Origin of the sequence: Salinilacihabitans rarus (genome assembly GCF_024296665.1) — an archaeon.
Classification (GTDB): domain Archaea; phylum Halobacteriota; class Halobacteria; order Halobacteriales; family Natrialbaceae; genus Salinilacihabitans; species Salinilacihabitans rarus.
Map to the genome: position 1 here is coordinate 2,619,821 of NZ_CP100762.1, position 12,381 is coordinate 2,632,201.

The 12,381-nt window shown below is 66.7% G+C and carries 11 protein-coding genes, 2 tRNA genes, 2 rRNA genes and 1 pseudogene; 12 read left to right on the plus strand and 4 right to left on the minus strand.

What is annotated here, in order from left to right; translation table 11 throughout:
- Positions 1 to 78 precede the first annotated feature (78 nt).
- The 6 genes from NKG98_RS13655 (at position 79) to NKG98_RS13680 (ending at position 4,789) form a co-directional block, all read left to right on the plus strand.
- Positions 79 to 2,993 (plus strand): 23S ribosomal RNA (locus NKG98_RS13655).
- 112 nt (positions 2,994 to 3,105) lie between these two features.
- Positions 3,106 to 3,227 (plus strand): 5S ribosomal RNA (rrf, locus tag NKG98_RS13660).
- 124 nt (positions 3,228 to 3,351) lie between these two features.
- A tRNA-Cys gene (locus NKG98_RS13665) sits at positions 3,352 to 3,427 on the plus strand.
- Positions 3,428 to 3,583: 156 nt separating this feature from the next.
- Positions 3,584 to 3,739, plus strand: a complete 156-nt coding sequence (locus NKG98_RS13670; RefSeq protein ID WP_254766467.1) for a hypothetical protein — start codon at positions 3,584 to 3,586, stop codon at positions 3,737 to 3,739.
- Between the two features lies 1 nt (position 3,740).
- The gene (locus tag NKG98_RS13675) at positions 3,741 to 4,211 is read left to right on the plus strand and encodes a hypothetical protein (RefSeq protein ID WP_254766468.1); all 471 of its coding nucleotides are present in this window, start codon (positions 3,741 to 3,743) and stop codon (positions 4,209 to 4,211) included.
- 77 nt (positions 4,212 to 4,288) lie between these two features.
- On the plus strand, positions 4,289 to 4,789 hold the full coding sequence (locus NKG98_RS13680) for a metal-dependent hydrolase (RefSeq protein ID WP_254766469.1): 501 nt from the start codon (positions 4,289 to 4,291) through the stop codon (positions 4,787 to 4,789).
- 293 nt (positions 4,790 to 5,082) lie between these two features.
- On the opposite strand, the gene NKG98_RS13685 is transcribed toward NKG98_RS13680, so the two are convergent.
- The gene (locus NKG98_RS13685; protein ID WP_254766470.1) at positions 5,083 to 5,547 is read right to left on the minus strand and encodes a pyridoxamine 5'-phosphate oxidase family protein; all 465 of its coding nucleotides are present in this window, start codon (positions 5,545 to 5,547) and stop codon (positions 5,083 to 5,085) included.
- A 325-nt stretch (positions 5,548 to 5,872) separates the two neighbouring features.
- On the opposite strand from NKG98_RS13685, the gene NKG98_RS13690 reads away from it, so the two are divergent.
- On the plus strand, positions 5,873 to 6,853 hold the full coding sequence (locus NKG98_RS13690) for a hypothetical protein (protein WP_254766471.1): 981 nt from the start codon (positions 5,873 to 5,875) through the stop codon (positions 6,851 to 6,853).
- A 101-nt stretch (positions 6,854 to 6,954) separates the two neighbouring features.
- Here NKG98_RS13690 and NKG98_RS13695 read toward each other — a convergent pair.
- Positions 6,955 to 7,028 (minus strand) — tRNA-Lys (locus tag NKG98_RS13695).
- A gap of 81 nt (positions 7,029 to 7,109) precedes the next feature.
- On the opposite strand from NKG98_RS13695, the gene NKG98_RS13700 reads away from it, so the two are divergent.
- Positions 7,110 to 8,366, plus strand: a complete 1,257-nt coding sequence (locus NKG98_RS13700; RefSeq protein WP_254766472.1) for a M20/M25/M40 family metallo-hydrolase — start codon at positions 7,110 to 7,112, stop codon at positions 8,364 to 8,366.
- Between the two features lie 3 nt (positions 8,367 to 8,369).
- Here NKG98_RS13700 and NKG98_RS13705 read toward each other — a convergent pair whose 3' ends face one another.
- A complete protein-coding gene (locus NKG98_RS13705; protein WP_254766473.1) occupies positions 8,370 to 9,089 on the minus strand; it encodes a DUF7119 family protein in 720 nt (239 codons plus the stop codon).
- A gap of 73 nt (positions 9,090 to 9,162) precedes the next feature.
- Positions 9,163 to 9,321 (minus strand): hypothetical protein, encoded by a 159-nt coding sequence (locus tag NKG98_RS13710; RefSeq protein ID WP_254766474.1) that lies wholly within the window; start codon positions 9,319 to 9,321, stop codon positions 9,163 to 9,165.
- Positions 9,322 to 9,621: 300 nt separating this feature from the next.
- Here NKG98_RS13710 and NKG98_RS13715 point away from each other — a divergent pair, with 300 nt between their 5' ends.
- The 4 genes and pseudogenes from NKG98_RS13715 to NKG98_RS13730 all read left to right on the plus strand — a co-directional run.
- Positions 9,622 to 9,936: a DUF8134 family protein gene (locus NKG98_RS13715; protein ID WP_254766475.1), complete on the plus strand. Its 315-nt coding sequence runs from the start codon at positions 9,622 to 9,624 to the stop codon at positions 9,934 to 9,936.
- A gap of 96 nt (positions 9,937 to 10,032) precedes the next feature.
- Positions 10,033 to 11,805, plus strand: coding sequence for a nitrite/sulfite reductase (locus tag NKG98_RS13720; protein WP_254766476.1), 1,773 nt, complete (start codon positions 10,033 to 10,035; stop codon positions 11,803 to 11,805).
- A 106-nt stretch (positions 11,806 to 11,911) separates the two neighbouring features.
- Positions 11,912 to 12,205, plus strand: coding sequence for a DUF6360 family protein (locus tag NKG98_RS13725; RefSeq protein ID WP_254766477.1), 294 nt, complete (start codon positions 11,912 to 11,914; stop codon positions 12,203 to 12,205).
- A gap of 44 nt (positions 12,206 to 12,249) precedes the next feature.
- A pseudogene (locus NKG98_RS13730) lies at positions 12,250 to 12,381 on the plus strand (DUF892 family protein); the annotation flags it as partial.

The window sequence follows — 12,381 nt, forward strand, 5'->3', positions numbered from 1 at the left end:
ACTGGCGCTGCAGATGAGACCGTGTGTACGTGTAGTCCAGGCGTCCACTGGACCCGTTCCCGGGTCACTCAGATCCGACGAACGTGGCTACTGTGCCAGCTGGTGGATCGCTCGGCTCGAGAGCCGATGAAGGACGTGCCAAGCTGCGATAAGCCTCAGGGACCCGCACGGAGGGGAAGAACTGAGGATCTCCGAATGGGAATCCCCACCGCAATTGCTTCGCGCAATGGGGAACGCCGGGAATTGAAACATCTTAGTACCGGCAGGAAAAGAAAGCAAACGCGATGTCGTTAGTAACGGCGAGTGAACCCGACACAGTCCAAACCGAAGCCTTCGGGCAATGTGGTGTTCGGACTGACTCTCATCATCGGAAATCCCGCAAGAAGTCTTCTGGAACGGAGTGCGATACAGGGTGACAGCCCCGTATTGCGGGTCAGTACGATGTGCGTCAGCTCCAGAGTAGCGGGGGTTGGATATCCCTCGTGAATCTCGCGGGCATCGACCGCGAAGACTAAACACTCCTCGAGACCGATAGCGAACAAGTAGCGTGAGCGAACGCTGAAAAGCACCCCAAGAAGGGAGGTGCAATAGGGCGTGAAATCAGTTGGCGATAGAGCGACGGGGCTTACAAGGCTCCGAGAGAAACGACCGAGGCGCGAGCCTCCAGTAGGAATCTCGGGGAGCCGGAGTTCCGTCGTACGTTTTGAAAAACGAACCAGGGAGTGTGCCTGTTTGACGAGTCTAACCCGATCATCGGGGAAGGCGTAGGGAAACCGACATGGCCGCAGCTTCTGCGAGGGCCGCCGTGTTCAAGCGCGGGGAGTCAAACGGGCACGACCCGAAACCGGACGATCTAGGCGTGGGCAGGGTGAAGCGTGGCGAAAGCCACGTGGAGGCCCGTTAGGGTTGGTGTCCTACAATACCCTCCCGTGACCTACGTCTAGGGGTGAAAGGCCCATCGAGTCCGGAAACAGCTGGTTCCAACCGAAACATGTCGAAGCATGACCTCTGCCGAGGTAGTCCGTGGGGTAGAGCGACGGATTGGGAGACCTCACTCCGAGAGGAGTGAGCCTCCCTGTCCAACTCCGAACCTACGGACGCCGTCGACGCAGGGAGTCCGGTGCGCGGGGTAAGCCTGTGTACCGTGAGGGAGACAACCCAGAGCTGGGTTAAGGTCCCCAAGTGTGGACTAAGTGCGATCGAAGGTGGTCCCGAGCCCTAGACAGCCGGGAGGTGAGCTTAGAAGCAGCTACCCTCTAAGAAAAGCGTAACAGCTTACCGGCCGAGGTTCGGGGCGCCGAAAATGATCGGGGCTCAAGTCCACCACCGAGACCTGGCGGCGCGGATCACACCGCGATCCAGTAGGTTGGCACTCCGTTCGGGTGGAAGCACGGTCGAGAGATCGTGTGGACCGTGCGGTGAAGAAAATCCTGGTCATAGTAGCAGCGTTAGTCGGGTGAGAACCCCGACGGCCGAACGAGTAAGGGTTCCTCAGCAATGCTGATCAGCTGAGGGTTAGCCGGTCCTAAGTCCTGTCGCAATTCGAGCAGGACGAAAGGGAAACAGGTTAATATTCCTGTGCCGGTGTGCAGTAAAAGTCGACGCTTTGGGGCCGCCCAAGCCGGGCATTCGCCCGGTCGAACCGTCAAAGTTCGTGGAAGCCGTAATGGCACGAAGCGAACGAACGGCGGGATAGCGCAAGTTGGGTCAACCTGGAGCCCGTGAAAAGACGAGCACACCGTCCGTACCGAGATCCGACACAGGTACTCGTGGCGGCGAAAGCCAAGGTCTGTCGGGAATAACCGACGTTAGGGAATTCGGCAAGTTAGTCCCGTACGTTCGCAATAAGGGATGCCTGCCCTGCAAAGGGGCAGGTCGCAGTGACTCGGGCGCTCCAACTGTCTAGTAACAACATAGGTGACCGCAAATCCGAAAGGACTCGTACGGTCACTGAATCCTGCCCAGTGCGGGTATCTGAACACCCAGTACAATGGGACGAAGGACCCGTTAACGGCGGGGGTAACTATGACCCTCTTAAGGTAGCGTAGTACCTTGCCGCTTCAGTAGCGGCTTGCATGAATGGATCAATGAGAGCGCCACTGTCCCAACGTTGGGCCCGGTGAACTGTACATTCCAGTGCGGAGTCTGGAGACCCCCAAGGGGAAGCGAAGACCCTATAGAGCTTTACTGCAGGCTGTCGCTGAGACATGGTCGCCATTGTGCAGCATAGGTAGGAGGCGTTACACAGGCACCCGCGCTAGCGGGCCGCCGAGCCATCATTGAAATACTACCCGATGGTGACTGTGACTCTCACTCCGGGAGGAGGACACCGGTAGCCGGGCAGTTTGACTGGGGCGGTACGCGCTTGAAAAGATATCGAGCGCGCCCCAAGGTTTCCTCACTCGGGTCGGAGACCCGAGAAAGAGCGCAAGAGCATAAGGAAGCCTGACAGTGTCGGGCACAACAACCGACGCTGACGCGAAAGCGTGGTCTAGCGAACCAATTAGCCTGCTTGATGCGGGCAATTGCTGACAGAAAAGCTACCTTAGGGATAACAGAGTCGTCACCCGCAAGAGCACATATCGACCGGGTGGCTTGCTACCTCGATGTCGGTTCCCTCCATCCTGCCCGTGCAGAAGCGGGCAAGGGTGAGGTTGTTCGCCTATTAAAGGAGGTCGTGAGCTGGGTTTAGACCGTCGTGAGACAGGTCGGCTGCTATCTATTGGGGGTGTTACGGTACCTGACGGGAACGTTCGTATAGTACGAGAGGAACTACGAATGGGTGCCACTGGTGTACCGGTTGTCCGAAAGGGCACGTGCCGGGCAGCTACGCACCACGGGGTAAGAGCTGAACGCATCTAAGCTCGAAACCCACCTGAAAAAGAGGTACCACTGAGACCACTCGTAGAAGACGAGTTCGATAGACTCGGGGTGTACGCACCGAGGCAACGAGGTGTTGAGCCCGCGAGCACTAACAGGTCGAGCCACCATTCATTTCGCATGGATCTGTACCCGGAAACGGGTCCAGGCGCTAACTGGACTACACGAACACACGGTCGATCCACCGACGATGGCGTATCGCGGTTCGATTCCGCGAGTCGGCGTTAAGGCGGCCACAGCGGCGGGGTTACTCCCGTACCCATCCCGAACACGGAAGATAAGCCCGCCTGCGTTTCGGTCAGTACTGGAGTGGGAGACCCTCTGGGAAATCCGATTCGCCGCCTCCATTCATACTTCATCCACACCCTACACAGCACTCGCTGTGTGGGGTTTTCGTATTTACAGCGTGGAGCGACGCCATCGGCGTCGTACCGCTACGCTTAAACGAGCGGAGCGATTACGCTCGACTGCGCCAAGGTGGCAGAGTCCGGCCGAACGCAGCGGCCTGCAGAGCCGCCCACCGCCGGTTCAAATCCGGCCCTTGGCTTACATCAAACCCTCACAATCCAATCGGATTGGAAGGGTCAGACGTGCCCCGACGCGTTTCACACTCCTGTTTCCGATACGTCCGACGTTGTAATGAATTCTCTCTCGCGATAGCGACAGCTCCAGCTTCTGCAGTCGGACCCGGGAGGTGTTCAGCGTGAGTTCCGCGAGCGACGGGGTCGGCCCGTTCTGCGGAGCGTTCGGCTGCACCGCCGACGTCGTGATCCACTACCCGAAACACGGGAGGCCCACCGTCTGCGACGAGTACACCGCAGGCTACGAGGTATTTTATCGTACGGCAATTACTGACTGATATGGTCCAGGAGTTCGAAGGCGCTATTGCCCTCCAGGTGAGCAAACTCGTCCTCATCGCTGGAGCGGTAATCCCCGGAATAGTGGATTATTCCGTTCAGTACAGTTCGTATCACGGACTGTTGGGGTTCATCCTGGTACCGCTCGTTGGGCTGCTCATCGTCGTCATCGTTGCATACGAGACCCTGACCGGCCTGTTCCGCCGGCACGACCCTGCTGTACCGACCTTCCGTGTCTCTGAACGTCCGTGGTACGCGCTGCTTCGGGGGATCGAAGTCGTCGCAGTCGTGGCCGGTCTGGCGGTCATTTTTGCCATCGCTGTACTCACGGAGAGCCAGTCGCCAGGATCGGCGCCAGCCCCGGCGGCCATGGGAATCGCCCTGATCGTTGCAGGTGGGAGTCTCCTCGTCATCGGTGGCGCGTTTCTCCGGAGTCTCGGCGAACTGTTCTTGTATCTGTCGAGCAGGAATTGAGATTGTCACTCTCTTCCCTGCTTGCCTCGTCTGCAGCGGGCAACTCTTATCATCTGACGGTATTTTCAATACTACCGATGCACCAGTCCGGCCACTACGGCGCCGCCTTGCTCGCGTACAGCCCCGTCGGCGCCGTCGTCGTCGCTCTCGGATTCGACGCCGCGGCCGTCGGCGGCGCGGTGGTCGTCGTCGGGTTGTCGATGCTCCCGGACGTCGACGTGCGCCTGCCGAACGTGTCCCACCGCGGGCCGACGCACACCGTTTACTTCGCGGCGGCGGTCGGTGTCGTGACGGGTACCCTCGGTGGGGTGGTAGGCGCAACGGGTGGGCCGTTCGGGATGATCGCCCTGGCGGCGTTCGGGTTCACCCTCGGCGCGGTCGCGGTCCTGAGCCACCTCGGCGCCGACGCGCTCACGCCGATGGGCGTTCGGCCGTTCGCCGACGGTCGCCACTACTCGCTCGGCGTGTGTCGGGCGGCGAACCCGATCGCGAACTACGCGCTCCTCGGCGTCGGGCTCGCGGTGGCGGTAGCGGCCTACTGGGTCGGCGCGGGGATCGCCGCCGTCGTCGGGGGGTGACCGTGCCCGAACGGGTCTCAGTTTCTCGGACGGTTCGACAGGGAGTCGATCCGTCCGATCCCGTGTGCTACTTTCAGTGTTTTCGAAGCGCCATCTCCTCGTCGATCGTTACAGGACTGCAGGCAAACCCCTCGGCAGCGCTGAAGACGAGTTTCAGGGAGTCGAGTGTCGGACTGGGCGGGCCACTGGGTCGTGGCCGACCGGCCGACGCCTACGTCGACCGGCCTCGGGACTTCCTCGACGGGTGTCCTGACGCGGCCCGCGACCGCGGGCGACCGGGGCGTGCTCTCGGCTCAGTCCTCCGGCCAGCCGCTGTGCCGGCCGGAGAGGTCGTCGATCCGGAATTCGTACCACTCCCGTTCGAGTTCGCCGAACTCCACGAACCGGCGCTCGCCCGTCGCCTCGTCCTCCTCGACGAAGAACAGCGGCGCCAGGTGGCCGGAGACCTCGGATTCGGAGACTGACTCCAGCGTCCCCGTCACCACGACGCTCCGCCACGAGTCGACGTCCTCGTAGGTGTAGACCGTCAGCGTCACCTCTTCGGCCGCGGCGACGAACCGACGCTTCTTGCTGTCGGGGGCGCTTACGAACCCGAGGACGAGGCGGTCGTCCGCCTCGTCGTACCCGTACGTCATCGGGAGGCCGTAGCCGCGGTCGTCGGCCCCCATGCTCAAAACGCCGTGGTGGTTCGACGCGAGCATCGCGCGAACTTCGTCCTCGCTCAACTCCTTCCCGGCCCTCGACGAAGCCGTCCCCATGGTACGGTTCAACACGGCCGACCGCCTTATGGCTTCTGCGCCATATCTCCGGTGTCGGCGGTCGACGGGGCGCCCCTCTCGCGAATCCGGCTTCGTCGAACGGCGCGTCGCCTCCGGTACGCCGGCAGTCGGCGAGGGGACCGAGTGAGCGCCGCCTTCCCTCGCCGGTCCGGCGGTTCGTTCGCGCGACGATACCGACGCCGGCCGGGCGTCCGCCGGGCGCCGCCGAACCCGTCCGTCACGAGCGGCGAAAATCACGGTATCGAGACGTTCAGGTCCTGATACGCGGATAACCGTTTTACGGCCCGCGACCGACTGGCTACGTATGCAGTTTCGAGCGGCGCTCGTCTACGCCGTGCTCCTTCTGGTCGTGGCCGCGGGCGCCTACGGGGTGATCGCGACCGCGGAGGCCCCGGAGGTGACCGTCGACGAGTCCGAAGCGGACTACCAGCTCGAAGCCGGCGACCAGCCGACGATCGGAAACCAGACGTACAACGTCTCCGAACTGTCCGAGGGGACGGGGACGATCGAGTTCGTCAACGACTCGGCGGTCCTCGAGGCCGAGTGGGAAGACGAGGGGACGGTCGAACTCCAGGAAGGCGAGGAGTACACGGTACTGATCAACCAGCCCGGCGAGGGCGACGAGGCGGGCGGCAACGAGACCGGCGGTAACGAAACTGCCGGCAACGAAACTGAAGGCGACGGCGAGGGCGGCGAGGCCGCGGGCGACGGCGGCAACGAAACCCAGGAGGGTGCCGAGGGCAACGAGACCGACGGCGGAAACGAGACCGACGGCGCTCAGCCGCAGTCGTTCACGCTGGTCGGGGACTACGACGAGGAGCAGTACGAGACCGTCGAGCGCGACGACGGCCTCTACGTCGTCGTCGAGGACGGCGAGAACCCCGAACTCGTCCCCGTTACGGAGTTCGAGGAGATCGACGGCCGGACCCTCGAGGTCGGCGACGGCGTCGAGTTCTACGAGGGCGAGGAGATGGAAGCGCAAGTCGAGGGGAACGTCACCGAGATCAGCGGGGACGCGGTGACAGTCGAGTACCGCGGCGAGGAGTCGACGACCTACGACCTCGAGGACGGCGAGGTAGTCGCCGTCGGCGACCAGGAGTTCGGCGTCTACTTCCCGTCGGCCGATCAGGTCTACCTCACCGAGGACGTCGAGAGCTTCGAGCAAGACCACGAGGCGGTCGAGGAGTTCCACGACCGCATCTCCGGGCTCTGGTGGGTCGTCGTCCTGTCGGTGCTGACGGTCGTCGTGCTGCTCGGACTCGCGTTCATGCCGGTCCGCGGCTGAACGGGTGCGGTAGCCGTCGGTTCGCTCTTCGCGCGCGTTCGTCGTGAGAACCCGTTCTCACGAGCCTCCACTCGCTGCGCTCACCAGTTCGTTGCAGAAAGCGGGCCGGGCGCGATTTGAACACGCGACCGTCTGGTTAAAAGCCAGACGCTCTGCCGGACTGAGCTACCGGCCCTACGGTAGGCACTTCTGGCGAGTCGCGGTTAAACGTTTCTTTTCCCGCGGTGTTTTGAGCGGGTGCCCCCTCGGTTTCGGTATGGACTTCGCGACGCGCTGGGACGACGAGTTACGATCGGTCGTCGAACGGTTGTGCCGGTTCGAGACGGTCGCGGGCGCGGAAGCCGACGCCCAGCGGTGGCTGCGCGAGCGCCTCGGGGAGTACGGCTTCGAGACCTACGAGTGGGAGGCCGACCCGGCGACGCTTGCGGCCCACCCGTCGTTTCCGGACGACCCGGACGCCATCGACGCCGAGGGGCGGCCGAGCGTCGCGGGCGTCCGCGAGTTCGGCGACCCGGACGCCGGGCCGACGCTCGTGTTGAACGGGCACGTCGACGTCGTTCCGGCCGGCAGCGGGTGGGAGGGCGACCCGTTCGAACCCCGGTGGGACGGCGACCGACTGACGGCCCGGGGGGCGGCCGACATGAAGGCCAGTCTGGGTGCGTGTCTCTTCGCGGCCCGGCACGTAGCCGAGACGGCGACGGACCTCGACGGACGACTCGTCGTCGAGAGCGTCGTCGGCGAGGAGGAAGGCGGCGTCGGGACGGCGGCCGCGACGCTGGAGAGCCCGTATCCGTTCGAACGCGACGCCGCGATCGTCGCCGAGCCGACCGAGTTGCGGCCGGTGACGGCGACCGAGGGGAGCCTGATGGCGCGGCTGCGACTGGACGGTCGCTCCGCGCACGCGGCCTCGCGCTGGCGCGGCGAGTCGGTCCTCCCGCACTTCGAGCGGATCCGGCGGGCGTTCGCGGACCTCGAACGCGAGCGGGGCGAGCGCGTGACCCATCCGCTGTACGAGGAGTACCCGGTTCCGTGGCCGGTCTGCGTCGGGCGGGTCGAGGCCGGCCGGTGGGCGTCGTCGGTCGCGGACGAACTCGTCGCCGAGGTCCGGATCGGCGTCGCGCCCGGGGAGACGGTCGCCGAAGTCGAACGCGAGTTCGAGGCGCGCTTCGCCGAGGTCGTCGCCGACGACCCGTGGCTGGAAGCGCATCCGCCGACGTTCGAGCGGTTCTCCATCCAGTTCGAACCCGCCGAGGTAGACCCCGACGAGACCGTCGTCCGGGCGGTCAGATCGGGGATGGAGGCGGTCGGCCTCGACGGCACGGCCCCGCGGGGGGCGACCTACGGCGCGGACAACCGCCACTTCGTCGAGGCCGGCGTCCCGGCGGTGGTGTTCGGGCCGGGCAGCGTCGATCGGGCGCACTTCCCGGAGGAGAGCGTCGACTGGGAGGAGGTGCTGCTCGCGGGTGAGGTGCTCTCGCGGGCGGCGACGACGTTTCTCGAACGCGACGGCTGACGGTCAGTCGAGGTAGGCGTCGAGTGCCGCGGCGACGATCACGTCGGGGTCGACGCCCTCGAGGGAGGCCTGCCGGCGCAGGTCGCGGTAGGTCGCCGCCGGGAGGGTGAGTTCGAGTCGGCCGAGGACGACGCCGCGGTCGGCGAGCGCGCGCTCGATGGGGGTGCCGTCGTTGACGGCGCTGGCCACGCGGCGCACCTCGCGGACGGTCAGGTCACAGTCGAGGGTCGCCCACGCGAGCAGGAGGCGGTCCGCCCCGCCGACGCGGGCGATGTGCTTCGCCGCGGAGGGGGCGATGGTGCCGAGGGCGACCTGCCGCCGGACGGACCGCGGGAGGTCGTGGACGCGGGCCCACTTGCGGATGAACGAGACGGGGACGGGCTCGCCGTCGTCGACGACGGCGCTCGCGCGCTCGGCGGCGGCCTTGTACGACCCCTCCCCGCGGACGAGGGCGGCACAGCCGGCCGCGCCCCGGAGCATGAACAGGTGGTCGTCGTCGCCGCCGCCGGCGGCGAACTCCGCGACGGTCCGGGCCGCCTCGGCGAGGCTCTCGGGGTCGGCCGGGTCGAACTGGACGGCCTCGCGGGCGCGGCTGCCGGTGACCGACTCGTCGCCCCGGATCACCGGCGTGCCCACGGGCGACTCGCGGTCGGTGGGGACCGTGCAGTCCCGGTCCCGGTCGTCCTCGCCTGCCCGTCGTCGGCCGGGACGGTCGTCGGTCATTTCACGTCGGTTGGGCGCTCGACGCCAAAAAGCTCTCCTCTCCGGCGACGTTTCCCGTCCGGGGCGAGGGCGCTCACTCGTCGCGCCGCTCCGCGAGGTGCTCCCAGATTTCGGTACAGCCCGCGCCGACCGCGACGTCGTCCAGGTGGTCGTCGTCGCGTTCTGCCTCCTCCTCCTCGGCGCGTTCGTCGCCGTCGGGGGCGGCGCGGCGCTCGGGGCCGGCGTCGCTCATCGGTCCTCCGCTTCGTACAGTTCGGGGGCGACGTCGGCCGAAGCGTGCTGGCGCGAGCCGCGACGGTTCCTCGTGGCGTCTGACATGGCCGGTCCTTGCACAGGAGCGGGGATAAGCGCCGCTACGGGTGCAATGGCTACCCCGACTCGCCCCTCGCGGAAAGCCTCGCCGCTATCCCGGACCCCGCTCCGGCGGCGGGTCGCGTCGCAGTCGTGCGGTTTTGTCGCGGCGCGGCGTCGCGCGAGCGGTAAGGATTGCGCGGGCCGACGGACCGACGCCGCCCGGCGCGAAAACGGGTGCATGGCCATCTCCCTGCGGACGCTCGACGACGGCGCGTGGATCAGCGTCGACGACGCCCGCGAGGTCGGCGTCAGCGACGTCTGGACGCTCTCGCGGGGGCCGTTTTGCGACTGCGAACCGGCGTACGTCCTCGTCGAAGGCTTCACCGACGCGGGCGTCGACGGGGCCGTCGTGGTCGCCGGGGCGGTCGGGCGGTGTCTCGACTGCGGGCGGCAGGGCTCGGTCGACCGGCTGGCGGTCGGGCGGATCGTCGACGGCGAGTTCGCGCCGTACGACCCCGGCGGCGTCCGGTCGCCGTGTGGGCCCACCCGGTAACGCGGCGCGGCAAGAACGGCCGCGAGGCGGGAGCACCGGGGAGTACTGACGCGACGGGCGGCGGTTTACCCGATCCCGCCGTAGCCGTCCGCATCGATGCCAAGCGACGTCGAGACGTGGAAGGACGAGGTTTACGGGACGGCGATCCGCGAGCACGTCGAGCGGTTCGCGGAGCGCGGGTGGGAGTCGATCCCCGAGGACGAGCGCGACGCGTGGTTCGAGCGCTTCAAGTGGTACGGCCTGTACCACCAGCGCGCCGGTCAGGAGTCGTATTTCATGATGCGGATCGGGCCGCCGAACGGCGTCCTCGAACCGGGGCAGTTGCGCGCCGTCGCCGAACTCGCCCGCGAGTACGCGACGGGGCCCGCGGAGAACCCCGAGTTCGGCGACGGCTGGCTCGACGTGACGACCCGGCAGGCGATCCAGCTCCACTGGATCCGCATCGAGGACGTCCCCGCGATCTTCGACGCGCTGGCGGACGCCGGCCTCTCGACCGTGCAGGCCTGTGGCGACTCCTGGCGCAACATCGTCGGCTGTCCGGTCGCGGGTAAAGACGAACACGAGCACGTCGACGCGCTGGCGCTGACCCGGGAGCTCCACGACGCGTTCAAGCGCAACGAGGCGCACTCGAACCTCCCCCGGAAGTGGAAGGTGTCGGTGACGGGCTGTGACGAGGGCTGCGGTCAGGGCGACATCAACGACCTCGCGTTCGAACCCGCCGAGAAGGTAGTCGACGGCGAGCGGGTGAGAGGCTACAACGTCCGCGTCGGCGGCGGCCTCGCGCGCAACGAGCCCCGGTTCGCGAAGGATATCGACGTCTTCGTCACGCCCGAACGGGCCGTCGACGTGGCCGGCGGCATCTCCGCGCTCTTTCGCGACCACGGCAACCGCGAGAACCGCTACGCCGCCCGGATGAAGTTCCTCGTCGACGAGTGGGGCCCCGAGCGGGTCCGCGAGGTGCTCCGGGCGGAGTACGTCGACTTCGACCTCGAACCGGCGGGCGAGGACCTGCGCTCGTCGTACAGCTACAACGCCGGCGGCGACGGCAAGGGCGACCACGTCGGCGTCCACGAGCAGGTCGACGGGAACTACTACGTCGGGCTGAACGTCCTCGTCGGCCGCATCGGCGCCGAGGAGGCCGTCGAACTCGCCGCGCTGGCGGCGGAGTACGGCTCCGGCGAGGTTCGCCTGACCCAGCGCCAGAACGTGATCCTCACGGACGTCCCCGGGGGGAACCTCGACGACCTCCTCGCCGAATCCCTGCTCGACCGCTACAGCCCCGACCCCCACCCGTTCCAGCGCGGTTCGATCGCCTGCACCGGCACCGAGTTCTGCTCGCTGTCGATCGTCGAGACGAAAAACCGGATGGTGCGCTTCTCGCGCTGGCTCGTCGAGAACGTCGACCTCCCCGAGGGCGTCGCGGACTTTCACGTCCACCTCTCCGGCTGTACCGCGTCGTGTGCCCAGCCACAGATCGCCGACGTCTCCCTGCGCGGGATGAAGGCGCGCAAGAACGGCGACCCCGTCGAGGCCCTCGATATCGGTCTCGGCGGCGGTCTGGGCGAGGACCCGCAGTTCGCCTCGTGGGTGACGGAGCGCGTCCCCGCCGACGAGGTGCCGGGCGCGATACGGAACCTGCTCGAGAACTTCGCCGCCGAACGCGCCGGCGACGAGACGTTCCGCGAGTTCGTCGCCGCCCGCGACGACGAGGAACTGGCGGCCCTCGTCGAACCGGAGGAGACCGACTACGAGGACCCGTACATGCACAACACGAAGCGGACGTGGTACCCCTACGCCGAGGACGACGCCATGGAGGCGAGCCCCGCGCCCGCGAGCGCCGACGGGACGTCGCTTCCGACGGACGACTGAGCCGAGGGTGACTCCTCGCCGCCGTCGGGGTTTCGGTCTCCCGGGTGCGGCGGTTCGAATTGTCGCCGTCGCGGCCCTGAAGTGCGCGCGGGGACTCCCCCTTGCCATGGCCGACCGACTGATGCGCGTCACCGCCCACACGACCCTCGACCTCGTCGACGCGGTCGCGACGGGCCACGACTTCGAGGAGGCGACGTTCGCCGTCGTGGACGCGACCGCCGACCGCGAGAGCCCCGACCGGGTGCGCCTGCGGGTCGAACTCGACAACATGACCGAGACGAACCTGCCGGCGCACGTGACCGACCTCGGGCTGACGCCCGAGCAGGCCCGGACGCTGGCCGCCGACCTCGAGGACCACGCCGCACGCGTCGAGCGGGCACGGGGCGACGACGGCGAGTAGCGACACCCCTGTCGGCGCCTGCCGTCGCGGACTGGCGCGATTTCCCGCTGGCGGCTCAGCTGGGCATGGACGACGCGGCCGACCTCCTCGAGGAGAACCTGCGGGAGGAACAGGCGGCCCTCGACGAGCTGAAAGCGCTCACCGAGGAGTTCGACATGGACGCCATCCCCGCGTGA